Origin of the sequence: Pseudomonas laurylsulfativorans, from assembly GCF_002906155.1 — a bacterium.
Lineage (GTDB): Bacteria > Pseudomonadota > Gammaproteobacteria > Pseudomonadales > Pseudomonadaceae > Aquipseudomonas > Aquipseudomonas laurylsulfativorans.
In genome coordinates this window covers 45012-71592 of record NZ_MUJK01000013.1, presented here as the reverse complement: position 1 = coordinate 71592, position 26581 = coordinate 45012, and the positions used below count along the sequence as shown (strand labels likewise).

Here is a 26581-nt window from a genome sequence, read left to right as displayed (position 1 = left end):
TAACGATAAATACTGAATTTTCATTTGTTAATTCTTTTTTGTTCTTATTGGCGAACGATTTTTCAGGTGCCTATGGAAGATCTGCCGGTTAAAAAATCATGAAAAAACCCGGCTGATCAGGCCGGGTTTTTTGTTGGGCGTTGCGGTGCCGCGGTTTGTTTATGCGACGCGGTTCTGCAGCAGTTTGTCAGAGCCACCTTCGGCCACACGATTCTCGATCAAACGATCGGAACCACCCTCGGCCACACGGCTTTCAATCAGACGATCCGAGCCGCCTTCAGCGACCACAGGTTGAGCAGAGGTAGCGGCGTAAGCGTTAACTGCAAAAACCGAGAAAGCGATGCTGAGGAGGGTCTGGCGTTTCATGATCGTGTGCTCCGGGGTGCTTATGGGTTGGTATGGAGCAGATGTTACGCCGGGGAATTTTTAAGAGAACTTCATTGAGTCAATGGTGACTATCGACGCGGTCAATGGATGAATCGGTGACCCTTGTGGGAGCGAGCCTGCTCGCGAAGGCGGTGTGTCAGTCGCCATCAATGTTGAACGTGCCGGCCTCCTCGCGAGCAGGCTCCCACGGTTTTCAAGGTGTTAGCGGGAGATGAGTCCATGATCGATGGCGTATTTGACCAGCGCCGCCGGCTTGTCGATGTTGAGCTTGCGCCGGATGCTCAAGCGGTGTGTTTCCACTGTGCGCACGCTGATATCCAGTTCCCGGGCCATTTCCTTGTTGTTCAGCCCTTGCGCCATCTTCGACAGCACCTGGCTTTCCCTCGGGGTCAGTTCGTTGTCGGTGTTCCTGTCGGCGATCAGGCGCTGGGCGATTTCGGCGCTGTAGAAGGTGCCGCCGCTGCTGATGGCTTCGATGGCGGCGATGATCTCCCGTGACGGGGCGTTTTTCAGCACGTAGCCGCTGGCGCCGGAGCGCACCGACTCACTGACGTACTCGTAATTGTCGTACATGCTCAGCACCAGCACCTTGAGCGACGGGTACTGGCTGCGCAGCACGCGGGTCAGCTCCAGGCCGTTCATGTCCGGCAGGCTGATGTCCACCAGCAACAGGTCCGGTTGGCAGCGCCCGACCATCTTGATGGCCTCGGCGCCGTTTTCCGCTTCGCCGACCATTTCCAGGGGCGACATCACGGCCAGCAGCGCCTTGATGCCGTCGCGGACCAGGGAGTGATCGTCGACCAGGGCAACGCGGATCGGGGAGGGCAGGTTCATCGCAGTATTCACTCTTGTAGTTTTGCGTCGGCTCAGCGTTTTGCGCCGGGTTTCATTGGCAGCCGTACATCCAGCTCGCTTCTGCCCGGCATCGAGATCAAATCGAAGCGCCCGCCAAAATGTTCGACGCGTTCGCGGATGTTACGCAAGCCAATGCCGGCCTGACGACGTTCGACCTGGGCGACGTTGAAGCCGACACCGTCATCGACCACCGTCAGCCGCACGGATTCGTCGCAGCCGCGCAGGGTAATGGATACGTGCTTCGCCTGGGCGTGGCGTTCGATATTGGTCAGGCCTTCCTGGACGATGCGGAACAGCGATACAGCTGCGCCGTCGACCAGTAGGCAGTCGAATTCATTTTCGTCATAGGTCACGGTCAGCCCGCTGCGCTGCTCGAATTCGGCGGCCAATTGGCCGATGGCCGCCGGCAGGCCGAGGGTGTCGAGCAAGGAAGAGCGCAGGTCGTGGGAGAGGCTGCGCACTTCACCGATGGCATCGCCCAGGCGCTCGGTGGCGTCTCTGAGTGTGTTCAAACCCTTGTCGTCGGCTTGTCCGCGCTCCAGCAGATGGCTGGCCAGTTCGAACTGGAACTTGATCGAGACCAGCACCTGGCTGATGCCGTCGTGCAGTTCGCGGGACACCCGCGATCGTTCCTCTTCCTGCAGGCTGACGATGCGTTGGGTCAGGCGCTGCAGTTTCTTGTCCGCCAGGCGATGTTCGCTGACGTTGAGGGTCATGCCGGTGGCGAACACGAACAGCACCGCGACGAGGGCGACCACGGCAATCGCCATCATGGTCTTGCGGATGCCCATGGCCACTTCGGCGCGGGCCTGCTGGGTGGCGCGTTCGACGTCTTCGAGGTAGATGCCGGTCCCGAGCATCCAGCCCCAGCGATCGAGCATCACCACGTAGGCGAGCTTGTCGGTCACCTGGCCGGAAGAGGGTTTGTTCCAGGCGTAGCGTTGAAAGCCTTCGCCCGATTGCGCGCTTTGCAGCAGCGCTTGAATAACTGGCAGGCCATGGGGGTCTTTCATGTCCCACAGGTATTGGCCTACCAGTTCCGATTGTCGAGCGTGCATCAGGCTGCGGCCTTCGCGGTCGTAAACGAAGAAGTAGCCGTTGATGCCGAAGCTGAGCTTGCGCAGTTCTTCCAGCACTTGTTGCTGGGCACGGGCATCGCCGTGGCCGTCGTCGTACAGGGGGGCGATCAGGCTCTGGGCCATTTCCACGTAGTTTTTCAGCTCCGCGCGTTTGCTCGCCAGAATGCTGTCTTCGATCAATTGCGCTTGTTGATCGCCCAGTTGGCGATTGAGGGAAATCACCAGCGCGCAGATGACGGCAATGGCCAGCACCAGGGGCAGAATCCCGAGGGCGACGATCTTGTGTTTGAGCTGCATGTTGACTCCTGCCCGCGCGAAGGCTGGGGATCATATGCCAAAGATACACAGCCTTGTTGGACGTTATGACCATTGGTGGGCGAGGTCATAGAGTTGAAATGCTGAACCTGTGGGAGCGAGCCTGCTCGCGAAGACGGTGTACCAGTCGACATCCATGTTGATTGACAGAATGCCTTCGCGAGCAGGCTCGCTCCCACAGGAGATAGCGGCATCTACGTAGAACTACGTAGATGCCACGTACGTAGTAACGCGGATTTATTTGTGGACGGCATGCGTGGATATTGGGCCAGCTCCGCATCGCGGACACAATTATAAAAATTACCGCCGCAGTCACTGGCTGTCGGCAGGAGACACGCTATGCCCCGTCTGGCTAAACACCTCGCCTGGTTTGCCGTGGCTGTCCTGGGAGCGATTGCGCTGAGTGTCGTGGCCCTGCGCCGCGGCGAAGCGATCAACGCCCTGTGGATCGTAGTCGCAGCCGTCGCTATCTACCTCGTTGCCTACCGCTACTACAGCCTGTTCATCGCCAACAAAGTGATGCAGCTCGATCCCAATCGGGCCACTCCCGCTGTCCTCAATAACGATGGTCTGGACTACGTACCGACCAACAAACACGTACTCTTCGGTCACCACTTCGCGGCCATCGCTGGCGCGGGTCCGTTGGTCGGCCCGGTGCTCGCGGCGCAAATGGGTTACTTGCCCGGCACGCTGTGGCTGATTGCCGGCGTGGTGCTGGCCGGTGCCGTGCAGGACTTCATGGTCCTGTTCATGTCCACCCGCCGCAACGGCCGGTCCCTGGGCGACATGGTCCGCGAGGAAATGGGCCGCATCCCCGGCACCATCGCGCTGTTCGGCTGCTTCCTGATCATGATCATCATCCTCGCGGTGCTGGCGCTGATCGTGGTCAAAGCCTTGGCCGAAAGCCCGTGGGGCATGTTCACGGTGATGGCGACCGTCCCGATCGCGATGTTCATGGGCGTGTACATGCGCTACATCCGTCCGGGCCGCATCGGTGAAATCTCCGTCATCGGCGTGCTGTTGCTGCTCGGTTCGATCTGGCTCGGCGGGCAGATTGCCGCGGACCCGGTGTGGGCCAAGGCCTTTACCTTTACCGGTCTGCAGATCACCTGGATGCTGATCGGCTACGGTTTTGTCGCGGCAGTATTGCCGGTGTGGCTGATCCTGGCACCCCGTGATTACCTCTCTACATTCCTGAAAATCGGCACCATCGTGGCCCTGGCCATCGGCATCCTGGTGACCATGCCCGAGCTGAGAATGCCGGCGCTGACCCAATTCATCGACGGCACCGGCCCGGTGTGGAAGGGCGGTCTGTTCCCGTTCCTGTTCATCACCATCGCCTGTGGCGCGGTCTCGGGTTTCCATGCGCTGATTGCTTCCGGCACCACGCCGAAGTTGCTCGCCAATGAGGGGCATGCCCGCTACATCGGTTACGGCGGCATGCTGATGGAATCGTTTGTGGCGATCATGGCCATGGTCGCCGCCTCGGTGATCGATCCGGGCGTGTACTTCGCCATGAACAGTCCGGCTGCCGTGGTGGGTGCCGATGCCGTTACCGTTGCACAAACCGTCAGCAGTTGGGGCTTTGCAATCACCCCGGAAGCGCTGCAAGCGGTCGCCCACGACATCGGTGAAACCACCATCCTGGCCCGTGCCGGCGGTGCGCCGACCCTGGCGGTGGGGATCGCGCAGATCCTGCACCACGTGTTGCCGGGCGAGAACACCATGGCGTTCTGGTACCACTTCGCGATCCTGTTCGAAGCGCTGTTCATCCTCACCGCGGTCGATGCCGGTACCCGTGCCGGTCGCTTCATGCTGCAGGACTTGCTCGGCTCGTTCGTGCCGGCCCTGCGCCGCACCGAATCCTGGACTGCCAACCTGATCGCCACGGCCGGTTGCGTGGCCATGTGGGGTTATCTGCTGTACCAGGGCGTGATCGATCCATTGGGTGGCATCAACACCTTGTGGCCGCTGTTCGGTATCTCCAACCAGATGCTGGCCGGTATCGCGCTGATGCTCGGCACCGTCGTGCTGATCAAGATGAAACGCCAGCGTTACGTGTGGGTGACCTTGCTGCCGGCCGTGTGGCTGCTGATCTGCACCACCACCGCCGGTTTCATCAAGCTGTTCGATGCCAACCCGGCGATCGGTTTCCTCGCTTTGGCCAAAAAGTACAGCGATGCACTGGCCAACGGCCAGGTGCTGGCCCCGGCCAAGAGCATCGACCAGATGCAGCACGTGATCTTCAACGCCTACACCAACGCGACGCTGACCGCGCTGTTCCTGTTCGTGGTGTTCAGCATCCTGTTCTTCGCGCTCAAGGTCGGTATTTCCGCCTGGGGCACCAAGGAACGTACGGATAAAGAAGCGCCATTCCAGGCTGTGCCGAATGCGTAAGCGAGGAGGGCAGCATGTTCAATGACTTGAGTCGCCTGGGTAAATACCTTGGTCAGGCCGCGCGCCTGATGGTCGGCATGCCCGACTACGACAACTATGTCGAGCATATGCAGAACAAGCACCCGGACAAACCGGTGATGGACTACGAGGCGTTCTTCCGTGAGCGCCAGGAGGCCCGTTACGGCAGTAAAGCCGGACCGAAGTGCTGTTGAGTGACATTTAAACCGGCTGAAAGGCCGGTTTTTTCATGAGTGCAGGAACGCCCTGATGGGCTCAGGCTCCGGGGCGATGCGAATCGTCGTCGCCACTGTTGTCCCGGGTCATGGAAACCTTGTCAGGGGTTCGTCCCTGAGGCTGATGGCCTGGTCGGCGACCTTGGCGTTATGCACCAGGCGACAGAGCACGGCGACGACGATGATCGCCCAACGTCCTTGTAGCAAAGGGTATTAATCCATTGTGGCAGGTGTTGATGATCTTGCATCTCGTTTCGAATTTGCGCTGTTTATCAGCTATCTCCACAGATGAAGCGACAGTTTCCCGGACCGGTACTTTAATGGATGTTCTGGAGCGACTGATCACGGGCCTGTCATAGCCTTAAGGCTATGGATCCCATACCGAAAAGCTATTTCATCAATCGGTGATCCGGATCCACGCTCAAGGGTGGTTAGCTGAAAACAAAATAAAGAGGAGATGCCATGTCAACTGAATCGAAATGCCCGTTCAATCACGCCGCTGGCGGTGGCACGACGAACCGCGACTGGTGGCCGAACCAACTGAACCTGAAGATCTTGAGTCAACACTCGCCCAAGTCTGACCCGTTGGGGGGCGACTTCAACTACGCCGAAGCCTTCAAAAGCCTGGACTTCCAGGCGCTGAAAAATGACCTGACTGCGCTGATGACCAATTCCCAGGACTGGTGGCCGGCGGACTTCGGTCACTATGGCCCCCTCTTTATTCGCATGTCCTGGCACGCCGCCGGCACCTATCGCACCGGTGACGGCCGGGGTGGCGCCGGTTCCGGCCAGCAACGCTTTGCACCGCTCAACAGCTGGCCGGACAACGTCAGCCTCGACAAGGCCCGTCGGCTGCTCTGGCCGATCAAGCAAAAGTACGGCAACAAAATCTCCTGGGCCGACCTGATCGTCCTCACGGGTAACGTCGCCCTTGAATCCATGGGCTTCAAGACCTTTGGTTTTTCCGGCGGCCGCCCGGATGTCTGGGAACCGGACGAAGACGTTTACTGGGGTTCTGAAAACAAGTGGCTGGGCGGCGACACCCGCTACGGTAAAGATGACAGCAAGCCCGTACAGGCACCCGGCGATGTCCCGCTGGTGGCCGAACCGGGGAGGAATGAAGACAGCCGTACCGAAAACGGCCGCAATCTGGAAAACCCCCTCGCCGCCGTGCAGATGGGCCTGATCTACGTGAATCCGGAAGGCCCGGAAGGGGAGCCAGACCCGGTCGCATCGGCCAAGGACATCCGCGAAACCTTCGGCCGCATGGCGATGAACGATGAGGAAACCGTGGCGTTGATCGCCGGTGGCCACGCCTTCGGCAAGACCCACGGCGCCGGGCCTGCCGACAATGTCGGGGCAGAACCTGAAGCCGCTGGCCTGGAACTCCAAGGCTTGGGCTGGAAGAGCACGTTCGGCACCGGCAAGGGAGCCGACGCCATCACCAGCGGCCTGGAAGTGACCTGGACCACCACGCCGACCAAATGGAGCAACAACTATCTGGAAAACCTCTTCGGTTTCGACTGGGAACTGACCAAGAGCCCCGCCGGCGCCCATCAGTGGAAGCCGAAGAACGGTGCCGGTGCCGGGACCATTCCGGACGCCTTTGATTCGTCCAAACGCCGTGATCCGACCATGCTCACCTCGGACCTGGCCCTGCGTTTCGACCCGATCTACGAGCCGATTTCCCGGCGCTTCCTGGCCAATCCCGACCAACTGGCCGATGCCTTCGCGCGCGCCTGGTACAAACTCCTTCACCGTGACATGGGCCCGCTCTCGCGCTACCTCGGCCCGGAAATGCCGGCCGAAGAACTGCTGTGGCAAGACCCGATCCCTGACGTCGATCATCCGCTGGTCAACGACAGCGATGTGGCGGACCTGAAAAGCAAGGTGCTGGCTTCCGGTCTGTCGGTCGCGCAGCTGGTATCGACGGCGTGGGCGGCGGCTTCCAGCTTCCGTGGCTCCGACAAACGCGGCGGCGCCAACGGCGGACGTCTGCGCCTGGCGCCGCAGAAGTCCTGGCAGGCCAACCAGCCGGAACAACTGGCCAATGTGCTGAGCAAACTCGAAGGCATCCAGAAGGCGTTCAATGGGGCGCAATCCGGTGGCAAGAAAATCTCCCTGGCCGACCTGATCGTGCTCGCCGGTGGCGTGGGGGTCGAACAGGCGGCGAAAAACGCCGGCCACAGCGTGACGGTGCCATTCAGCCCGGGACGCACGGACGCCAGTCAGGAGCAGACCGATGTCGAATCCTTCGGTTTCCTTGAGCCGATTGCCGACGGTTTCCGCAACTACCTGAAGCAACAGTACCGTGTGCCCGCCGAAAAACTGCTGATCGACAAGGCACAACTGCTGACGCTCAGCGCGCCGGAAATGACCGTGTTGGTGGGTGGGCTGCGGGTGTTGAACACCAATGTCGGCCAGAGCAAACACGGCGTGTTCACCTCACGGCCGGAGGCGCTGACCAACGACTTCTTCACCAACCTGCTGGACATGGGCGTGGAGTGGAAACCTGTGTCGGATGCCCAACAGGAGTTTGAAGGGCGTGATCGCAAGACCGGTGCGGTGAAGTGGACGGGCACGCGGGTTGACCTGGTCTTCGGTTCCAATGCGCAGTTGCGTGCGGTGGCCGAATTCTATGCCACCGCCGATGCGCAGCAGCAGTTCGTCAAGGACTTCGTCGCTGCGTGGACCAAAGTGATGAACCTGGATCGCTTCGATCTGAAATAGGGGAGGTTGTCGTAACGTTGGCATTGCCGGCAAACAGTACCCTGGCTCGCCCTCCGGCTCCTGTACAGCGGAGGGCTTCCAGCGGCCGCAAACCTTGGCGGACACGATCAAGTCGTGGTGGGGGAGGAATACACCGGCGTATGCCAGGAGTCCTGATCATCCAGTTGTTGGAACCAGGGTGATCTGAATGCCCCAAAACGATTCATGCAATCAGCGTCGAAGGCGGATCTTCTCCCAGCTACGATCAACGTAAAACGAGCCCGTATCACCCCGAAGGGAGTAAAGCGTTGCTCTGTAGAGGGCTGTCAGCCGGGAGCAGTTGAGCCCACGCAGCTTTTGATAAGCCCATTTCCATCCGTGCTTAGGTTCGGTGCTCATACTTTGCCCTGGTCAGTATCATCCATTCCCTGATGGTAGCTCGGGGTTGATGGATGATCCAATGATCAATTTCAGGCGTCAAAAGTACGTACTGGAACGATTCCTTTTCTGAGAAAGAGTGGCGAGTAAACGCTAGCAGCTGGCGTCATCTCTGAAGGAAGCCTTCGAACCCCCCAGCCTTTGGGTGGTTCAGCCCAAAATGTAGGGTGAACGAACCCCTTTTTGGGGGATTTTTCACGGCTCGAAGAGACCGTTTCAGTGCAATGGCTGAGCCCGGACTGTCCCTATGCCAAATGGCTTGGATTTTGCTCAGGTGCTGATACTCAAGCATTCATTGAATGCGGTATCCGGAGATTCGAGCCATGTGGGCAAAAGCTCTGCTTCTCGGCGTGATGGTTGGAATCGGGATCTCTACTAGCGGCCTGGCTATGAGCATGGTCCTGATTTGGTGCGAGTTATGTTAACCACAATTCCTTTTGCTTTAGGCACCAAGTCACTCCGGCGTCATCATCACCGCGAGCGTCATCTTGATGAGCTCCTCATTTTTGTCGATGGCTTCAAGGGCGCCACGTACGTTGACGGCGACGTCGGCTGACCCGCGCTGCTCGACCCAATTCGACAGTTCCAGGATGGCGGCTTCCAGGGCGAGTTGGTTTTGATTGAGTTTGAAGAGTAGGGAAGGGAGCAGGCCAGAGTTTGGCATCGCGAGTCCTCCGTGGAGATTTCAGCCTGGCATCGGGAAATAGTGCATGAAGGGATTGGTGTTCGGTCGGCAGGAAGCCGGGGAGGGAAATGTCACGCTGACATAAAGCTGTCATTGCATAGCCAATCCAAGCCATACAAACCCCAAGAAGGAATTTTTGAGGGCCTGAAAGCCGCAGCCTGCGCGGCCCTCAGGGTTGCCCTTCAAGATGATGAATCTGGATCGTTTTGATCTGAAGTAGGAGAGGTTGTCGTAACGTTGGAATGACCGGCAAAAAGTACCCCGGCTTGCCCTCCGGCTCCTGCATCAGCGTAGGGCATCCAGCGACCATGAACCGAAAGCTGAATTGTGTTGTTCGCGAGTCAGCTTTGAATGAATGAGAGGTTTTCTTCTCGAATGGCGCTAGCAGCTTCATCGTATAGAAACGGGAGAAACATATAACGGCGACCTTGGGTTACAGAGGTGGCTTCGTGCAAAAGTGAACACGAAAACACCACAGCCCCTCCTGTTGGAGCGCTGTAAAGTCCTTTTCCATACTCCGGAAAATGCAGAAAACCACCTTCGTACTCTCCCGAATTAAGAAACAGGGAAACGGCAAAACGGCGATGCGCCGTACCCTTCGTGGTGTTATCCCTGTGGGGCCGGAAATACCCGCCTTCCTCGCTGTTGTAGCAGGACACCAGATAGCGTTCCATTCGAGTGGCATTGAACTGGAACGCTTTATGTAACTCTGGAAGCAGGCGTTTGGTTACACGCAATGCACATGCTTTGGATAGAACCTCATCTTCAATAACGCAGTCACGGCGATGTTTGTGGCTGTGGTCTTTGATGTGGACGGTTTTACCCGACTGCTCCGTCATGAACCCGGATTCCTCTCCGCCGCGTTCGTCGTAATAACTTATAAGTGCTTTACACAATGAGGGCTCAAATATACGGGGGACCACCAGGACAGGTGCGTGTGGAGTGGCCGCATGTGGCGCAGCCAGTGCAGGTAATCTATCGAGAAAGCGCATCAACGAGGGTACATGGTTATCAATCGCTGTTTCTATCGGGACGATCGCCAGGACACGTAGCGCAGGGTCCAGCACATAGGTCATTTGCCGAATGCTGCCGTCTGGCTGCAATGCACCGTAGAGCTGACTGACTGACCGATCGAAATCCCAGATGAAGCGTATGCCGGGTATCGAACTTTCCACCCGCTTCAGCTGTTCATCATCCGGATCTACGGAAACACCAAAGAAGCAGACTTGAGCATCATCGAAGCGCTGGCGATGGGCCTGAATACTGTCCAGAACTTTAGTGGCTGCAGGATCAGCCGCAGAACCGAAAAAATAAAGCACGACATACCGACCGGCAATAGTATCGAAACAAAAGCGTTCTCTGAGTTGAGTGCGGCAATGGAACCAAGGGGCTGGCTGACCGACTGAAAATGCCGTGGCACGCATCACAACTCCTTGCCGGTAGGCAGTGGATCGCTGGCAGGAAGAACTCCATGCAGGTAAAGCTAGTTCAGTCTTGTTGAAGCTGCCTGGAGCGCTGAAGGTCAGCGTTCGATGCCCGCGTCTTCTGCTGTTTTTCATTGCTGACAGACCGCGCATCGATCACCGATTGCAGGAACTGCTTCGACCATCGAGGCCAGCGATGGTCGTCAACGATAGCGCGTGCTTGCTGAGTAAGCGCGGCGCACTTGAGTCCATCGCCGGCAAGCCGGCTCCTACCGTTTGGCGTTCACATCATTTCCACCAGGACGCGGTCCCTTGTAGGAGCTGGCTTGCCAGCGATGGTCGTTAACGATAACGCGTGTGAACTGAATAAACGCGGCGCACTTGAGTCCATCGCCGGCAAGCCGGCTCCTACAGTTTGGCGTTCACATCATTTCGACCAGGACGCGGCCCCTTGTAGGAGCCGGCTTGCCAGCGATGGTCGTTAACGATAACGCGTGTGAACTGAATAAACGCGGCGCACTTGAGTCCATCGCCGGCAAGCCGGCTCCTACAGTTTGGCGTTCACATCATTTCGACCAGGACGCGGTCCCTTGTAGGAGCTGGCTTGCCAGCGATGGTCGTTAACGATGACGCGTGTGAACTGAATAAACGCGGCGCTCTTGAGCCCATCGCCGGCAAGCCGGCTCCTACAGTTTGGCGTTCACATCATTTCGACCAGGACGCGGTCCCTTGTAGGAGCTGGCTTGCCAGCGATGGTCGTTAACGATTACGCGTATGAACTGAATAAACGCGGCGCTCTTGAGCCCATCGCCGGCAAGCCGGCTCCTACCGTTTTCCGGGATTGCGTGAAGAACTTTTTTATTGCCCGTCCACAAGACGTGGCAGCCCCAACGGATTACCCTCGCGCAACGGCTCCGGCAGCAGGGCATCCGGAAAGCCCTGGTAAGCCACCGGGCGCAGGAAGCGCTCGATGGCGGTCATGCCCACCGAAGTGAAGCGACTGTCCGAAGTGGCCGGAAACGGCCCGCCATGCACGGTGGCAAAACACACTTCCTGCGGATGGGCGAAGGCGTTGACCACGATGCGCCCGGTGCGTCGCTCCAGGGGCGGGAGCAAGCGACGGGCCAAAGGCAAATCGTCCTGTTCCAGGTGCAAGGTCGCGCTGAGTTGCCCCTTGAATGAGCGCGCTACCCGCAACAGTTCTTCCTCATCCCTGACCTTCACCAGCAGTGCGGACGGGCCGAATACTTCCTGCGCAAGCAACGGCTCGGCGAGAAAATGTTCGCCATCAACTTCAAACAGCGCCGGGCGGCCATCCACTTCAGCGGTCGCTGTCGAGCCCACGGCCACGAGGCTGGCACCGGCGCTTTCCATGCTGCCAAGACCCTTCAGGTACGCCCCATGGATGCCCGGTGTCAGCATTGTGCGTGCCGGCGCTTCGCTCACGCCTTTGCTCATGGCGTGGCGCAACGCTGCAAACCCGGCGCCTTCGACCGCAACCAGAATCGCCGGTTTGAGACAGGCTTGCCCGACATTGACCAACATGCGCTCAACAAACCCATCGCCAATCTGCGCGCCCCGTTCGGCGAGTGCCCGGGGCAGGATGAAGGTTGGGTTGACGCTGGTCATTTCGGCGAAGACCGGAATCGGCTCGGGACGCAACTGCGCACGCCGATACAGCGCCATGCCACCTTGTTCGGAACCGGTGAAGGTCACGGCCTTGATCAGCGGATGATCGACCAGTGCTTCGCCGATGGCATTGCCGCTGCCACGCACCATGGAGAACACGCCTTCGGGCAGTCCGCTGTCTTGCACCGCTTGGCGGATGGCGCGGGCCTGGATTTCCGAGGCGCCGGGATGCGCGTTGTGCGCCTTGAGAATGACGGTCGAACCCGCTGCCAGTGCCGACGCGGTATCGCCACCGGCCACCGAATAGGCGATGGGGAAGTTGCTCGCGCCAAAAATCGCCACCGGGCCGATGGCGATTTTCTGCAGGCGATGATCCATGCGCGGACGTGGCTGGCGCTCCGGTTGTGCAGGATCGATGGCCAGTTGCAGGAAGCGGCCTTTGCGCACGACATCGGCGAACTGGCGAAACTGGGTGGCCGCCTTGATTGCCTCGCCTTGCAGTTGCGACTCGGGCAGGCCGGTTTCCAGGGCTGCCCGTGCCGCCAGCGCTTCGCGAACGCTGTCGAGGTTGTCGGCGATGCGTTCGAGAAACGCCGCACGCTCGGCGAGCGAGGTATGGCTGTACACATCGAACGCGTCATCGGCCAGGGTCGCGGCCCGGTCGACGTCGGCCACGCTACCCAGCGCGAACGCCGGTTCTATCGACTGGTTCGTCGCGGGATTGAGCGCCTTCAGGGTGCCTTCGCTGGCGGCGACATCGCAGGCACCGATCAGCAGTTTGCCGGTCAACTGCATCACGCACCTGCCTGTGCCAGTGCGGCAACCAGTTCATCGGTGGTCACGATGGCGTGAGCGAAAGTAGGGCCGTTCAGTTCGTGGGCGGCGTGCATCATTTCTGGCTTGAAGGCGGCGGTCGCATCGCGTACCAGGGTGACGTGATAGCCGAGTTCCTGAGCGTAGCGGGCAGTTGCCTCGATGCAGGTATTGGCCAGCAGGCCGACGATGATCACGTGGGTGATGCCTTTCTGTTTGAGGCGAAAATCGAGGTCGGTGTTGGCAAAACCGCTCGATCCCCAATGCTCCTGCACGACGATGTCGCCATCCTTCGGCGCGAAATCGGGGTGCCATTCGCCGCCCCATTCGCCGCGTGCGAAGTGATGCATGTGCATGATCTTGCACTGGGTGGGGCTTGGGTGATCCCAGTTTTCGTAGTCGCCTTTTTCCCAGCGGTGGTGCGGTACGATGACCACCGGAATGTCGAGGGCGCGGACGGTGCGATCAAGGGTGCGCAGGTTGTCGAGCAGGCCGACCTGCCTGGCGATTGGCTCGATCAAGGGGTAGATCTTTCCGCCGTCGGAGAGAAAATCGTTATAGGGGTCGACCAGCAGATAGGCAATCCGATCAAGGGGGTAGGTGGCGTTGGACATGGCGGTTCTCCGCAAAATAATCCGTGGATGATGAAGTGTAGTTGCCAGGAATTTACGTAGATATGATAATCATAGTAACTAGGAAAGAGGCAATACCGCATGTCGGTGAAAACAACCGTTTCTGAAACCCTGTGTCCGATTTCCCGGGCTGAATCCGTCGTGGGCGACCGCTGGACGGTGCTGGTGCTGCGCGAATTGTTCATGGGCAGCCATCGTTTTGACGACATCCAGGCGCAGACCGGCGGTACGCCGCAAATGGTCGCGGCGCGTTTGAAGAGCATGGAAGCGGACGGGCTGGTAGAGCGCCGCGCTTATAGCGAACGGCCCAAACGCTACGAATATCACCTCACGGAAAAAGGCGACGCGTTCTACTCGGTGGTCCTGGCGCTGCGGGCCTGGGGCGAAACCTGGTGCAAATCGCCCGAGGAAGGGTTGGCGGTGGTCTACACCCACCGCAGTTGCGGCGAGTCGGCCGGACTCGGTCCGTTGTGTGCGCATTGCGGGCAGCCTTTGCGCCGCGCAGACCTGATCAGTGAACCGAGCGCCGCCTACGTCGCCGAACGCAGCGCCCGGCGCGAAGCGTTCAAGGGCTAGCGGTGCCCGCAGCGGCGGGTTTGTATCCGCAGGTATCCGCAACGCCTGTCGTTACCCAGGCATACAAAACCTGTGTTTCCCGACACCCTGGCGATACACGGCGGCCTTCAAATGCAATCACCGGCATCGTGTCATTTCCGACGCGGCCGAGCATGGTTCAACTGGAGGCAAGGCTATGTTGCGTATCAACACCCGTCACACCATCGGCAAGCTTGGCATCGCCCTGGCAGCAGCGGGGCTGGCGACCTTCGCAAGCCTCTCTCAGGCCCAGGAAGTACAGCCGGCTCCAGCCGTCAAAAGCTGGCAACAAGGGCTGCATCGCACGGACCTGTTGCGTGACGACCTCGGCGCCGCCGATCGCGAAGTCATTCAGGTGCTCGTGGATTTCGATCCGGGCGTGGTAGCGCCAAGGCACTCTCACCCGGGCGTAGAAGTGGCGCACGTGATCAGCGGCACCTTTGAGTATCAGCTGGAAGGACGGGCACCAGTGACGCTCAAGGCCGGTGATTCGTTGTACATCCCCGCAGGCGTTGCGCATTTGGCGAAGAACGTAGGCCAGGACAAGGCCTCGGAACTGGCGACGTACATCGTGAAGAAAGGCGAGCCGCTGCTGATCCTGAAAGAGTAGGCGAGTGGCAGAAGTTTTTTGCAGGTGTGAGCTTGCTCGCGAGGGTCTCGACAGCGCTGCGTTTAGCCCGTTGACACGCGTTATCGTTAACGACCCTCGTTGGTGCGTAATTGCATGACTACTGACCAGGCATTTGCATTCGTGGGGACCACCGTTTGCATTCGGTTGACCAAGCCCAGAAAATCTTTTTGTGGACAACAGAGACGCATCCCTCAACGCCCCTCAGGCCAAATGATAGAATTCTGTTTTGGAAAAGGAGTTTCATCTGTGGAGGCTGGAAAAAAGAGTTGCCCATATTGCGCGGAAGTCATCATGGCGGAAGCCATCTTATGCAAGCACTGCCAATCTGATCTCAGGCAAAAAACACGAATCCCACCTAGGTGGCCACTAGCACCAGAAAAGAGAATGGGCCTGGACAGCAAGATCGTCGTCGGAATCATTATCGCCATCACCTTGTACCTGGCTTTTGGCTTTTATGTCAGCAACACATCGCAAGGCAAGGAAAGAACGCAGGCCCGAGAGGCTGCGGAACGATGCCGCGAGGAAGTAAACAGCTACTCCGGCCCGGCAGTCGGGAAAAACGTTATCGCAGACGTTTGTCGAAAGCTGGAGGACGAATTCCGCAAAAGCTTGGGCGACGCGCCATAGAAAAAGCCGATTACGAAGCCCGCCATTGAGCGGGTTTTTTGCTTTTGCCATCAGGCAACAGCAGCGGGGGATACCGATATCAAGGATCGTCTGCTCAAAGGCGCGGATGTCGGCGTCATCGGCGTAGGAGTCTACGTACCTTGGGTAATTCCCCCCCCAAAAAAAAGGTTCTTCACGGATTCCCGGGAAACTGTAGGAGCCGGCTTGCCGGCGATGGACTCAAGTGCGCTGCGTTTATCCGGTTCACGCGCGTTATCGTTAACGACCATCGCTGCGATGCGGCGACCCGACAAGCCAGCTCCTACAAGGGACCGCGTCCGAGTCGACAATGAAGCGGCCTCCAAACCAGTGAAGGCCCCCCCAAGAAAACCCGCGCAAGGCGGGTTGTAAGTAAGGAGCTGCAAGTGCTCAAAACGACTATAGCCCATTAATTTCACAGGGAGATTCCATCCTGACCGATGTCTATCTACTCATCACATCTGCTCCACTCGATAAAACGTAAGCATTCGATTTTCCGTTCTTCGAAGCGGTAAAAGACCAACTATTAGCCATACTGAAATGCAACACGAATCCCCGCCCTGTTGGTGAGTGAATATGAGCACCGTATGGAATAGCTGTCATAAATTGGCCTTGCTGATCATGCTGTGCTGGCTCAACAGCGCTCTGGCAGCAACACAATCTGACCTACCTGCCGTCGAACTGACACCCGCCGAAGAAGCCGAAGTGCAACAAATGGTGCTGCCGGTTTTACCGGACTGGGTCGGAGATTTCGAAGGTATGCGCGAACGGCGTTTGATCCGGGTGCTGGTGCCCTACAGTAAGACTTTTTTCGAGCTTGATCGTGGTCGTCAACGCGGCCTCAGCTACGAACTTGGCAAGGGGTTGGAAGCCTGGTTGAACAAGACCCAGCCCTACGGCAAGAAGTCCATGCAATGGCGAGTCATGTTCATCCCCACCGCCCGCAACGAACTGATGTCCAAACTGGTGCAAGGCGTGGGCGACATCGCCGCTGGCGGTCTCACCGTCACTGAAGCACGCCTCAAGGACGTGGATTTCGCCGATCCGTTTGCCGTGAATATCCCGGAAATACTGGTAGCCAGCCCTGGCAGTGCATCCCTTGAGAAACTCGAAGACCTGTCCGGTCAGGAAATTACCGTCAGGGCGTCCAGCAGCTACTTTGAGCATCTCCAGGCCTTGAACGCCTCATTCAAGGAACAAGGCATGGCACCCATCGACCTCAAACAGGCCGATGAAAACCTGGAGTCCGAAGACCTGCTACAAATGGTCAATGCCGGGTTGCTTAATGCCACCGTGGTTGATCGCTACATCGCGAAAATCTGGGCACCGCTGTACACCGACATGAAGATTCGCGAGGAGCTTGTGGTGCATAACAACTCCGAGTTTGCCTGGGCGATTCGCAAAGAAAGTCCGCAACTCAAAAGCCAACTGGCAGAGTTTGTCAAAACTCACAAAGTCGGCACCACATTCGGTAACAGTCTAAGGACCAAGTACGTCACCAACAGCAGTAAACGGGTGCTCAACGCCACCTCTGAAGCCGAGATGAAGAAGTTCCAGGAGATGGTCGAGATCTTCAATCGCCACGCCAACACCTACGGTTTCGATCACCTCATGCTCATGGCCCAGGGTTTTCAAGAGTCGCAACTCGATCAGAAGGCTCGTAGCCCCAGAGGTGCGGTCGGAGTGATGCAACTACTGCCCACAACCGCGAACGACCCGACTGTCGCGATTGGGGGTATCGACAAGAGCGCCGACAAAAACATCGAAGCCGGCAGCAAATATATGCGTCTGCTCGCGGATAAGTACCTGAACGACCCACAACTGACGAAGATGAACAAAACACTGATGACCTTTGCCGCCTATAACGCCGGCCCCGGCAACCTGCGCAAGTTCCGAGCGTTGGCGGAAAAGTCCGGGCTGAACAAGAACATCTGGTTTGGCAATGTTGAGCAGGCAGCCGCACAAGTGGTTGGCCGTGAAACCGTGGATTATGTCGGGAATATCTACAAATACTACGTGGCCTACAAACTTGTAGAGGAAAAAACAGAATCTAACGCGGTCAAAACCGCTCCCTGACGGATTATCAATAAATGGTCGTTCGCGGTCTTTCGCAAAGGCAGCTATGGGTCCAGGCTGTGTGAAAACATGCTGAATGCGTTGAACGCTGAGAGGCGCGAGGGTTGCCTGTGGAAGCAGCAGGCGAAAGCGCGAATAGCCCTAGAGTCGCTAGAGGCCAGGAATAGCGCGACGGTAACGAATTCACGTACAAGCCCGGCGAGCCGGGATCGGTCATGGTCGACGCGCAAGACCGCAAGCCGATTCGCAAACTGGAGTTGGTTTCCGGCGATGGGAGGTCTCTCGCGCCAGAAGATGTGGCGGTCAAACTGGGCGTTCGACACTGAGTTTTCCGGGGGCGTTATTGGCTGCAAACCTCCCACACGCAACCGCGCAGCCAGCGATGCGCCGGGTCGGCGTCCATGCGCGGGTGCCACAGCATCGAAACCGTGATCGGCGGCGTGGGGAAGGGCAGGGCAAAGCAGTGCATCCCCTGGCACAGGTTGCCGATGTGCCGCTCGGGTACGCTGGCGACCAGGTCTGAAGCCCGCGCCAATGCAATCGCAGAGGAGAAACCGGCGACGATGGTGACAATGTCGCGCTGCAATCCCAGCTCATTCAAGGCGTCGTCCATGACGCCTTTTTCGTGGCCCCGGCGTGAGACCAGAATGTGCCGGGCGGCGGCATAACGAACCGCTGTCATCTCGCCTTGAGTCAGAGGGTGCCCCTCACGCACGACGCCAATGAAGCGATCGCGAAACAGCATCCGGGTTCGCACTTCGGGGCTGGTCGTTTCGCCGATCACACCGGTTTCCAGGTCCACCGAGCCGTCTCGCAGCAAGGTGCTGTCCTTGTTCAGCTTCTGCACGAAATTCAGGCGGACACCGGGCGCTGCTTCGTTGATGCGTGCGATCAGTGGCGGTCCGAAATTCTCTACAAAGCCGTCGCTGGTACGCAGGGTGAAGGTGCGGGTCAGTTGCTTGAGATCGAGTACCTCGGCGGGGCGCAGGACGGCTTCGGCGTCCTGCACGAGCACGCCGACGCGTTCACGCAACTCCAGCGCCCGAGGCGTGGGCACCAGCCCGCGCCCGGCTCGCACCAGCAGTGGATCGCCGGTGGTTTCGCGCAATCGCGCCAGCGCCCGGCTCATGGCCGAAGGGCTCAGGCACAAACGCTGTGCGGCGCGGGCCACGCTGCCTTCTTCGAGCAATACGTTCAGGGTGATCAACAGATTCAGATCGGGCATCGAATCAATTCCTGTAGGCGCGGGCCCTGTGGTGAGGGGGCTCTGTGGCGAGGGGGCTTGCCCCCGTTTGAGTGCGTAGCACTCACAAGATTTTTGGTGCATCAGAGATTTTGGGGCTGCTTCGCAACCCAACGGGGGCAAGCCCCCTCGCCACAGAGCCCGCTCCCACATTGGATAGATGGCGTTATATGCACGTATAAAGTGCAACTGCTGCGTCTTCCGCCATGTTATGGCCAGGCTTAGGCTCGGGACAACCTGTTTGCGGAGTCGCGAGAAAATGAAGTCCCTATCGATTCGAGGAACCTTGGCCAGCCTGTCGTTATCCATGCTGCTGTCCTCCCTGGGCACCAGCATTGCCAACGTTGGATTGCCGACACTGGCCGAGGCGTTTTCAGCGTCGTTCCAGGCAGTGCAGTGGGTGGTGCTCGCTTACTTGCTGAGCATCACGGCGCTGATCGTCAGCGTTGGCCGGCTCGGCGACCTCGTGGGGCGGCGGCGGTTGCTGCTGGTCGGCATTGCCGTGTTTACCGTCGCCTCGATCCTCTGCGCTCTGGCACCCAACCTGTGGTTGCTGATTGCCGCCCGTGCCTTACAGGGCATCGGCGCGGCCACCATGATGGCGTTGACCATGGCGCTGGTGAGCGGGGCGGTGCCCAAGGAAAAAATGGGCAGCGCGATGGGTGTGCTCGGCACGATGTCGGCGATGGGCACCTCACTGGGGCCGACGCTCGGCGGCGTATTGATTGCCCAAATGGGCTGGCAGGGGATTTTTCTGCTCAACGTGCCCTTGGGGGTGTTGGCGATGGGGCTGGCCTGGTGCTGTTTGCCGGTTGATCGCCGCGAGACGACGGCCTCTCGGCCAGGCTTCGACAGGCTTGGCACGCTGGTATTGGTCCTGACCCTGTTGGCCTACGCACTGGCCATGACCCTTGGACGCGGCAGCTTCGGCCCGCTCAATACGGCGCTGCTGCTGGTCGCGGTGATCGGCCTGATTCTGTTCGTGTTCGTCGAGCAGACGGCCGCGTCGCCGCTGGTCAACCTGGCGATGTTGCGCAACCCGCTGCTGAGCAGCGGGTTCGCCATGAGCACCCTGGTGACCACGGTGGTCATGGCCACCCTGGTGGTCGGCCCCTTCTATTTGTCGGGTGCACTGGGTTTGAGCGCGGCGCGTGTCGGGCTGGTGATGTCGGCCGGGCCGCTGGTGGCGGCATTGGCCGGTATGCCCTGCGGGCGGCTGGTCGACCGATGGGGCGCGCAACGCTCAAGCGCGGTCGGGCTGATGGCCATGTTGACCGGCGCGTCCATCCTTGCCGCCGTGCCGATGAGCGTCGGCGTCCCCGGCTATCTCATTGCGCTGGTGGTCCTTACGGCCGGGTACGCGCTGTTCCAGGCGGCGAACAATACCGCCGTGATGGCAGACATTGCGCCGCAGCAACGTGGTGTGGTTTCCGGTTTGCTCGGTTTGTCGCGCAATCTCGGGTTGATCACGGGTGCCTCGGTCATGGGCGCTGTGTTCGCTTTCGGCACGGGCAGCCACGATATTTTGCTGGCGCAACCTGAGGCCATCGCGCAGGGGATGCGGTTGACCTTTGCGGTTACTGCGGGGCTGATTCTCGTGGCTCTGGTGATGGGAGCAATCAGCAAAATCGTTTCACGTCGCTTAATCGCGCCGTACTGAAAAACGGCGCGACTGTCGTGAAAACGACCTGTTTGCGCTGAACGCGAAGCCTTGTGAGTTTTCTGTTGAACGAGTGTTCAGTCTGGACTATGTTGGGGACCACCTTCCCCCGGCTGGTTGCGGGCTTGCGTTTCTTCAATTCGAACGAGGCACTGGCATGCGGTTTTCACCCTTTGTTGAACGGATCAGTGGCCAAGGCGTTGCCGCCTGGGATATTCACTACGCAGCCAGCGCCGCGCAGCGCAATGGCGAGGACGTGATCATCCTCAGCGTCGGCGACCCGGATTTCCCCACCCCCGATTTCATTACCGACGCCGCCATCCATGCCTTGCGCGAAGGGGATACCCACTACACCGAAATCGCCGGCCGCCAGGCGTTGCGCGAGGCCATTGCCGGCCGCTACAGCCAACTGATCGACCGCGAACTGCAGGCGTCCAACGTCATTCTCACGGCCGGTGCGCAGAACGCCTTGTTCGCCACGTCGATGTGCCTGCTCGGTGCTGGCGACGAAGTGATCGCGTTCGATCCGATGTACGTCACCTACGAAGCAACGCTCAAGGCGTCCGGCGCCACGCTGGTGCGGGTGCCCTGTGCGGCGGACTCGGGTTTCCGCCTTGATGCCGCCGTATTGGCCAAGGCCATTACCCCGCGTACCCGGGCGATTTTCTTCTCCAACCCGAACAACCCCACCGGCGTGGTACTCGGTCGCGAAGAACTGCAAGCCATCGCCGACCTCGCCATCGCCCATGACTTGTGGGTGGTGGTGGACGAGGTCTACGAGAGCCTTGCCTACGAGCGTGAACACCTCAGCCTGGCAGCGTTGCCGGGCATGGCCGAGCGCTGCGTGGTGATTGGCAGCCTGTCGAAATCCCATGCCATGACCGGTTGGCGCATCGGCTGGGTGGTGGCCAATGAAGCCCTGGTCAATCATGTCGAAACCTTGGTGTTGAGCATGCTGTACGGCTTGCCCGGTTTCGTCATGGAAGCAGCGCTCAAGGCCGTGCAGTCTCATGATGAAGTCACCCACGGCATGCGCGAGATCTATCGTCGGCGCCGCGATCTGGTGGTGTCCGGTTTGGCCGATTGCCCGGGCATCAGCGTGCTCAATCCCGATGCCGGCATGTTCGTGCTGGTGGACGTGCGCGGCACCGGCCTGACCTCGCTGGAATTCGCCTGGCGCCTGCTGCGCGAGGCCGGTGTCTCGGTGCTCGATGCGGCGGCATTCGGCGAGCCGGCGCAAGGGTTCGTGCGGCTTTCGTTTACCTTGAGCGAAGAGCGCCTGGCCCAGGCCTGCCAGCGCATTCGTGGCTTTGTCCAGGTACTCAATGGCGAAGCGCCAAGGCCGGTGATCGGCACGGTGACCAGCACCGCGACCGTCGAACCGGTCGCCGCCAAGACCATGATCGAGGTCGATGGCCTGCACAAACGCTTCGGCAATATCGAAGTGCTCAAGGGCGTTTCCCTGACTGCCCGCGAAGGCGACGTGATTTCCCTGATCGGTGCCAGCGGCTCGGGCAAAAGTACCTTGCTGCGCTGCATCAACATGCTCGAAGTGCCGGACCAGGGGCGCATCGTCGTCGATGGCGAAAGCATCAAGCTCAATCACGACCGCCCCGGCGCACCACTGGTGTCCGATGCCCGGCAGCTTGTGCGCATCCGCTCCAGCCTGGGCATGGTGTTCCAGAACTTCAACCTCTGGCCCCATCGCACGGTGCTGGAAAACCTCATCGAAGCGCCAACCCAGGTCCTGCGTGAAAGCCGTGCGGAGGCCACCGAGCGGGCCGAAGCGCTGCTCGAACGCGTGGGGCTTGCGGCCAAGCGCAACGAGTACCCGGCGTTTCTCTCCGGGGGACAGCAACAACGGGTGGCCATCGCCCGGGCCCTGGCCATGCGGCCCAAGGTCATGCTGTTCGATGAACCCACCTCGGCACTCGACCCGGAACTGGTCGGGGAAGTGCTGCGGGTGATCCGCTCCCTCGCCGAAGAAGGCCGGACCATGATCCTGGTGACTCATGAAATGGCGTTCGCACGCGATGTCTCTTCCAAAGTCGCCTTCCTGCATCAAGGGCTGATCGAGGAAGCCGGTTCGCCGGACGAAGTGTTCGTACACCCACGCAGCGAGCGTTGCCGGCAATTCGTCAACGCTCATCAGACTCGCTAACTCATCATAAAAAGACGGGAAAACAACATGGGAAATCGACGTTTTGCAAACTGGTTGACCGGTGCAGCTTGCGTAATGCTGGTCGGTATGAGCGCCGCTCAGGCACAACCGATCAGGTTCGCGGTGGCCGCCGAACCCTATCCGCCGTACACCGAAAAGCAGGCCAACGGCGAGTGGAAGGGGTTTGAAGTCGACCTGATCCACAAGCTGTGCAGCGAAATGAAAGCCGACTGCGAGATCAAGGAAGTGGCATGGGACGGCATCATTCCGTCGTTGCTGGCGAAGAAGATCGACGTGATTTTTTCCTCGATGTCGGTGACCGAAGAGCGTGAAAAACAGATCGCCTTCAGCAAGGCGTACTACGACTCGGTGATTGCCGTCGTCGGCCCGAAAGAGGCGTCGGTGAAGAAGTACCCGGATGACCTCAAGGGCAAGATCATCGGCGTGCAGAACTCCACCGTCAGCGCCAGTTACCTGAAGACCTACTACGAAAAAATTGCCGACGTTAAGTACTACGACACCCAGGACTCGGCCAACGCCGACCTGATCGCCGGGCGCATCGACCTGATGATGGCCGACGGCACCGCCATGGCCGCGTTCGTCAAGACCCCGGATGCCAAGGACCTGGCCTACCTCGGCGCCGTGCCGTACGACCCGATCTTCGGCAAGGGCGTGGGGGCTGGCTTGCGCAAGGACGACACCGAACTCAAGGCCAAACTCGACAAGGCCATCCAGGAGTTGCTGGCGAGCAAGGACTATGACGACCTGTCCCAGAGCTACTTCGGCACCAGCGTGAAGCCTGCGTTCTGATGAACTGAACGCAATCCAATGTAGGAGCGAGCCTGCTCGCGAAAAACGTCAACGATGACGCGGTCATTCAGAAGCACCGCGGCGCACTTGCGTTCATCGCGAGCAGGCTCGCTCCTACAGGGGACCGTGTCCTCCAACTGGAGAAAGAAATGCCAGCAATGTTCGATCTGATCAATTTCACCGAACAGGGATGGGGCAGTGCGCTGTTGAAGGGGCTCTGGATGACCCTGCAGATTTCCGCCGGGGCCTTTGTGCTCGGGTTGGCCATCGGGCTGGTGGTGGCGTGCCTCAAGCTTGGCGCGCCGAAGCCGATTGCCGCACTGATGCGCGGTTACACCACCTTGTTCCGCGCGGTTCCGGAGCTGCTGCTGATTCTGTTGCTGTACTACGTCGGCTCCATGCTCCTCAATTCGCTGATGACCCAGCTCGGCTACGGCGTGGTGAACGTCAGCGGTCCACTGGCGGCCATCGTGGTGCTGGGGCTGGTGCAGGGGGCCTACGCCTCGGAGATTTTCCGCGCGGCGATCCAGGCGATTCCCTTCGGCCAGATTGAAGCGGCCAAGGCGTTTGGCCTCAACGGTTTCGGGTTGTTCCGCCGGGTCACGCTGCCGATCATGGCGCCTTACGCCATGGCCGGGATGGCCAACCTGTGGATCAACCTGATCAAGGACAGCGCGCTGATCAGCGTGGTCGGCACCAACGAGCTGCTGTACACCGCCAAGCAAGGCGCGGGCTCGACGCGCCACTATCTGTTGTTCTACCTCACGGCCGCGGCGTTGTATTACGCAGTGACGTTGGCGTCGAACTATCTGTCGGGTCGGCTTGAGCGACGTATTCGTCGCTGGATGCCTCTTGTTGACTGAACCGGCGGAGAGAATGAAATGATTCCAGCGTGGATAGTTGAATACGCGGCACTGTTGGGCCGGGGGCTGCAAACCACCCTCACGATTCTATTGATCGCCAGTGTGTTCGGGTTTGTCCTGGCGGTGTTGGTGGCGCTGGCGCGGATCTCGAAAAACAGGGTGATCGCCAAGGTCAGCCTGTTCTACACCAGCGTCACCCGTGGGACGCCGTTGTTGATCCAGATCTACATTTTCTACTACGGCCTGGGCAGTCTGTTTGCCCAGTTCCCGCTGATTCGCGGCAGCTTTCTATGGCCTTACCTGCGCGACGGTTACTGGTACATCGTGTTCGCCCTGGTGGTGTCGGTGGGGGCTTATGTCGGCGAAGTGATTCGCGGTGGCCTGCTGGCGGTACCCAAAGGCGAAATGGAAGCGGCTTCGGCCTTTGGCATGACCGCGCGCCAGTCCCTGCTGCGGGTGCGTTTGCCCCGGGCCATGCGCCTGTTGCTGCCGACCCTGGCCGGGGAAACCGTGATGTTGCTCAAGTCCACGGCGCTGGCCTCGACCATTGCCGTGATCGATCTGCTCGGCGCCGCCAACGTGGTCCGCGCGCAAACCTTGCAGGTGTACGAACCCTTGTTGTTGGTCGCCGGCGTCTACGTCTGCCTGACGTTCCTGATCGAAGCGCTGTTTGCCTTTGCCGAACGGCGCGGAACGCCCGTGCGCAGGTCGGCCTGATGAGTTCGTCGAACGTCGACCGCTCGCTGCAGGGCATTGGCCTGTGCACGTTGGGCTACGCATTCCTGTCGCTGCAGGATGCGGCCATCAAGTGGCTGGTGGCCGATTATTCGGTGGTCACCATTCTGTTCTGGCGCGCCGCCGTGGTGGTCGTGGCCGTGTTGCTGGCGGGGCGTTTGCGTGTTATCCAGCGGGCCTGGCATTCACCGAGCCGGGGCCTGCTGGTGGTGCGCGGCCTGCTGTCGATCGTGGCCTGGGTGCTGTACTACACGGCGGCCCGGGACCTGACCCTGGCCGAGATGACCACGTTGTACTTTTCCGCACCGATCATGGTCACGGTGCTGGCGGCGGTGATTCTCAAGGAACGCGCCAGCGGCTGGCAGTGGTTCAGCCTGATCATCGGTTTTGTCGGGGTGGTCATTGCCTGTCGCCCCGACAACATGACCGAGCCGTTGCCCATTGTGCTGACCCTGCTGGCGGCGATGTGCTGGGCGTTCACCTACATCCAGTTGCGTCAGGTGGATGAGCAGACCTCAGTGCTGGAGCAGATGCTGATCACCAACGTGGTGTTCGTGATCTGCATGGCGGTTGCCCTGCCGTGGACCCACACGCCATCGCCGACACCCGCCTGGCTGGGCATGCTCGGCGCGGGCCTGGTGGGCGGCATTGGCCAGTTCCTGTTGTTCGCCAGTTTCCGCCGCGCCACCGCGACCTTGCTCGCGCCGTTCGAGTACACCGGGTTGATCTGGGCGTTTGCCCTGTCGAGCCTGGTGTGGGGCACGCTAATGGACACGTCGCTGATGATCGGTGCCGGGCTGATTGCGGTCAGTGGCACCTTGGCGATGATCTTCGGTCGGCATTCGTCACAGGACGTCGTCGGTGCTGAATGCTCCGTTTCGCAGCCCCTTTATCCAGCAACGGCAGATATGCAGTCCGTTGGCGGCGCTGAAGGTCTCGGGGTTCAGGCACCACTCGAGCCAGAGACCGTCGAGCATCGCCGATAGGCCGATGGCGGCCAGGCGCGTGTCGTGAATCACGAAGCCTTCGCTGGCGGCCAATTCGTCGAGCAATTGGCGGAGCAAGTCGATGTAGGCCCGGTAGCTTTTTTCATGGGACAGACTGACGTGTTCGGAGTGACGGATCAGGCTCCAGAACACTACCCACACGCCGAGCAGTTTCGGGTCCATGACCCTGGGGGAAAACGAGCCGATGAGGAACGCGTCCATCTTCTGCGCCGGGTTTACGGCTTGTTCGATTTCGTGTTGCAGGGCGGTGGTCAGTTCGATGGCGAGCTTCTGATAGGTGTCGGCGATCAGGGCATCGATGCTGCCGAAATGATGATTGAGCAGACCGACTGAAACACCGGCTTCGGTGGCGATGCGTCGCACGGAAATGCCGGCGTGACCATCGCGACTCAGACAGCGAAGGGTCGCGGCCACCAGCATTTCGCGGCGGTCATCGGGTTCGGCGCGGCGGTTTTTCGGGGCAACGGTTGTCACAAGGCTGTCCTTGGGTGAGGTTCCACGAAGTCGAGCTTAGTTGAACGTCTGTTCAATCACCAGCCTCGACAGCAGCGATACCGCGT

General features: G+C 59.7%; 20 protein-coding genes and 2 pseudogenes. 12 read left to right on the top strand and 10 right to left on the bottom strand.

What is annotated here, in order from left to right; genetic code table 11:
- Window positions 1-162: 162 nt before the first annotated feature.
- The 3 genes and pseudogenes from B0D71_RS26950 to B0D71_RS26940 all read right to left on the bottom strand — a co-directional run.
- A pseudogene (locus B0D71_RS26950) lies at window positions 163-366 on the bottom strand (phage infection protein); the annotation flags it as partial.
- A gap of 222 nt (window positions 367-588) precedes the next feature.
- Window positions 589-1221 carry a response regulator gene (locus tag B0D71_RS26945; RefSeq protein WP_103397425.1) on the bottom strand — a complete coding sequence of 211 codons (633 nt, stop codon included), beginning with the start codon at window positions 1219-1221 and terminating at the stop codon, window positions 589-591.
- A 32-nt stretch (window positions 1222-1253) separates the two neighbouring features.
- Window positions 1254-2618 (bottom strand): cache domain-containing protein, encoded by a 1365-nt coding sequence (locus B0D71_RS26940; protein ID WP_103397424.1) that lies wholly within the window; start codon window positions 2616-2618, stop codon window positions 1254-1256.
- A 357-nt stretch (window positions 2619-2975) separates the two neighbouring features.
- Between B0D71_RS26940 and B0D71_RS26930 the strand changes: the two genes are divergently transcribed.
- The 3 genes from B0D71_RS26930 to katG all read left to right on the top strand — a co-directional run bounded on the left by B0D71_RS26930 (window position 2976) and on the right by katG (window position 7996).
- Window positions 2976-5033, top strand: coding sequence for a carbon starvation CstA family protein (locus tag B0D71_RS26930; RefSeq protein WP_103397423.1), 2058 nt, complete (start codon window positions 2976-2978; stop codon window positions 5031-5033).
- Window positions 5034-5047: 14 nt separating this feature from the next.
- Window positions 5048-5245, top strand: a complete 198-nt coding sequence (locus B0D71_RS26925; RefSeq protein ID WP_046042517.1) for a YbdD/YjiX family protein — start codon at window positions 5048-5050, stop codon at window positions 5243-5245.
- A gap of 483 nt (window positions 5246-5728) precedes the next feature.
- Window positions 5729-7996, top strand: a complete 2268-nt coding sequence (gene katG, locus B0D71_RS26920) for a catalase/peroxidase HPI (RefSeq protein WP_103397422.1) — start codon at window positions 5729-5731, stop codon at window positions 7994-7996.
- 871 nt (window positions 7997-8867) lie between these two features.
- Here the strand turns inward: katG and B0D71_RS26915 are convergent.
- From B0D71_RS26915 to B0D71_RS26900, 4 genes are all read right to left on the bottom strand, one after another.
- The gene (locus tag B0D71_RS26915) at window positions 8868-9077 is read right to left on the bottom strand and encodes a hypothetical protein (protein ID WP_103397421.1); all 210 of its coding nucleotides are present in this window, start codon (window positions 9075-9077) and stop codon (window positions 8868-8870) included.
- Window positions 9078-9439: 362 nt separating this feature from the next.
- Window positions 9440-10522, bottom strand: coding sequence for a redoxin domain-containing protein (locus tag B0D71_RS26910; protein WP_103397420.1), 1083 nt, complete (start codon window positions 10520-10522; stop codon window positions 9440-9442).
- Window positions 10523-11380: 858 nt separating this feature from the next.
- Window positions 11381-12946, bottom strand: coding sequence for an aldehyde dehydrogenase (NADP(+)) (locus tag B0D71_RS26905; RefSeq protein WP_103397419.1), 1566 nt, complete (start codon window positions 12944-12946; stop codon window positions 11381-11383).
- Window positions 12946-13578, bottom strand: coding sequence for a cysteine hydrolase family protein (locus tag B0D71_RS26900; RefSeq protein ID WP_103397418.1), 633 nt, complete (start codon window positions 13576-13578; stop codon window positions 12946-12948). The genes B0D71_RS26905 and B0D71_RS26900 overlap by 1 nt, the downstream gene beginning before the upstream one ends.
- Window positions 13579-13677: 99 nt before the next feature.
- Between B0D71_RS26900 and B0D71_RS26895 the strand changes: the two genes are divergently transcribed.
- Both B0D71_RS26895 and B0D71_RS26890 read left to right on the top strand, forming a co-directional pair.
- Window positions 13678-14172: a winged helix-turn-helix transcriptional regulator gene (locus tag B0D71_RS26895; RefSeq protein ID WP_103397417.1), complete on the top strand. Its 495-nt coding sequence runs from the start codon at window positions 13678-13680 to the stop codon at window positions 14170-14172.
- A gap of 175 nt (window positions 14173-14347) precedes the next feature.
- Window positions 14348-14800, top strand: coding sequence for a cupin domain-containing protein (locus B0D71_RS26890; RefSeq protein WP_103397416.1), 453 nt, complete (start codon window positions 14348-14350; stop codon window positions 14798-14800).
- Between the two features lie 387 nt (window positions 14801-15187).
- On the opposite strand, the gene B0D71_RS31515 is transcribed toward B0D71_RS26890, so the two are convergent.
- On the bottom strand, window positions 15188-15499 hold the full coding sequence (locus tag B0D71_RS31515; protein WP_165798753.1) for a hypothetical protein: 312 nt from the start codon (window positions 15497-15499) through the stop codon (window positions 15188-15190).
- Between the two features lie 543 nt (window positions 15500-16042).
- On the opposite strand from B0D71_RS31515, the gene B0D71_RS26875 reads away from it, so the two are divergent.
- Window positions 16043-17542, top strand: coding sequence for an MltF family protein (locus tag B0D71_RS26875; RefSeq protein WP_103397413.1), 1500 nt, complete (start codon window positions 16043-16045; stop codon window positions 17540-17542).
- A gap of 340 nt (window positions 17543-17882) precedes the next feature.
- Here B0D71_RS26875 and B0D71_RS26865 read toward each other — a convergent pair whose 3' ends face one another.
- Window positions 17883-18767 carry a LysR family transcriptional regulator gene (locus B0D71_RS26865; RefSeq protein ID WP_103397412.1) on the bottom strand — a complete coding sequence of 295 codons (885 nt, stop codon included), beginning with the start codon at window positions 18765-18767 and terminating at the stop codon, window positions 17883-17885.
- A gap of 277 nt (window positions 18768-19044) precedes the next feature.
- Here B0D71_RS26865 and B0D71_RS26860 point away from each other — a divergent pair, with 277 nt between their 5' ends.
- The 6 genes from B0D71_RS26860 (at window position 19045) to B0D71_RS31950 (ending at window position 26000) form a co-directional block, all read left to right on the top strand.
- On the top strand, window positions 19045-20445 hold the full coding sequence (locus tag B0D71_RS26860) for an MFS transporter (protein WP_103397411.1): 1401 nt from the start codon (window positions 19045-19047) through the stop codon (window positions 20443-20445).
- 157 nt (window positions 20446-20602) lie between these two features.
- On the top strand, window positions 20603-22606 hold the full coding sequence (locus tag B0D71_RS32130) for an aminotransferase class I/II-fold pyridoxal phosphate-dependent enzyme (protein ID WP_103397410.1): 2004 nt from the start codon (window positions 20603-20605) through the stop codon (window positions 22604-22606).
- A 27-nt stretch (window positions 22607-22633) separates the two neighbouring features.
- Entirely contained in the window at window positions 22634-23416 is a 783-nt protein-coding gene (locus B0D71_RS26850) for a transporter substrate-binding domain-containing protein (protein WP_103397409.1), read from the top strand.
- Between the two features lie 149 nt (window positions 23417-23565).
- Window positions 23566-24279 carry an ABC transporter permease gene (locus B0D71_RS26845; RefSeq protein WP_103397408.1) on the top strand — a complete coding sequence of 238 codons (714 nt, stop codon included), beginning with the start codon at window positions 23566-23568 and terminating at the stop codon, window positions 24277-24279.
- A gap of 18 nt (window positions 24280-24297) precedes the next feature.
- On the top strand, window positions 24298-24996 hold the full coding sequence (locus B0D71_RS26840) for an ABC transporter permease (protein WP_103397407.1): 699 nt from the start codon (window positions 24298-24300) through the stop codon (window positions 24994-24996).
- A complete protein-coding gene (locus B0D71_RS31950) occupies window positions 24996-26000 on the top strand; it encodes a DMT family transporter (protein WP_103397406.1) in 1005 nt (334 codons plus the stop codon). Before B0D71_RS26840 ends, B0D71_RS31950 begins: the two co-directional genes overlap by 1 nt.
- Here the strand turns inward: B0D71_RS31950 and B0D71_RS26830 are convergent.
- Window positions 25956-26441, bottom strand: a pseudogene (locus B0D71_RS26830) (TetR family transcriptional regulator C-terminal domain-containing protein); the annotation flags it as partial. The gene B0D71_RS31950 and the pseudogene B0D71_RS26830 sit on opposite strands and share 45 nt — an antisense overlap.
- Between the last annotated feature and the right edge of the window lie 140 nt (window positions 26442-26581).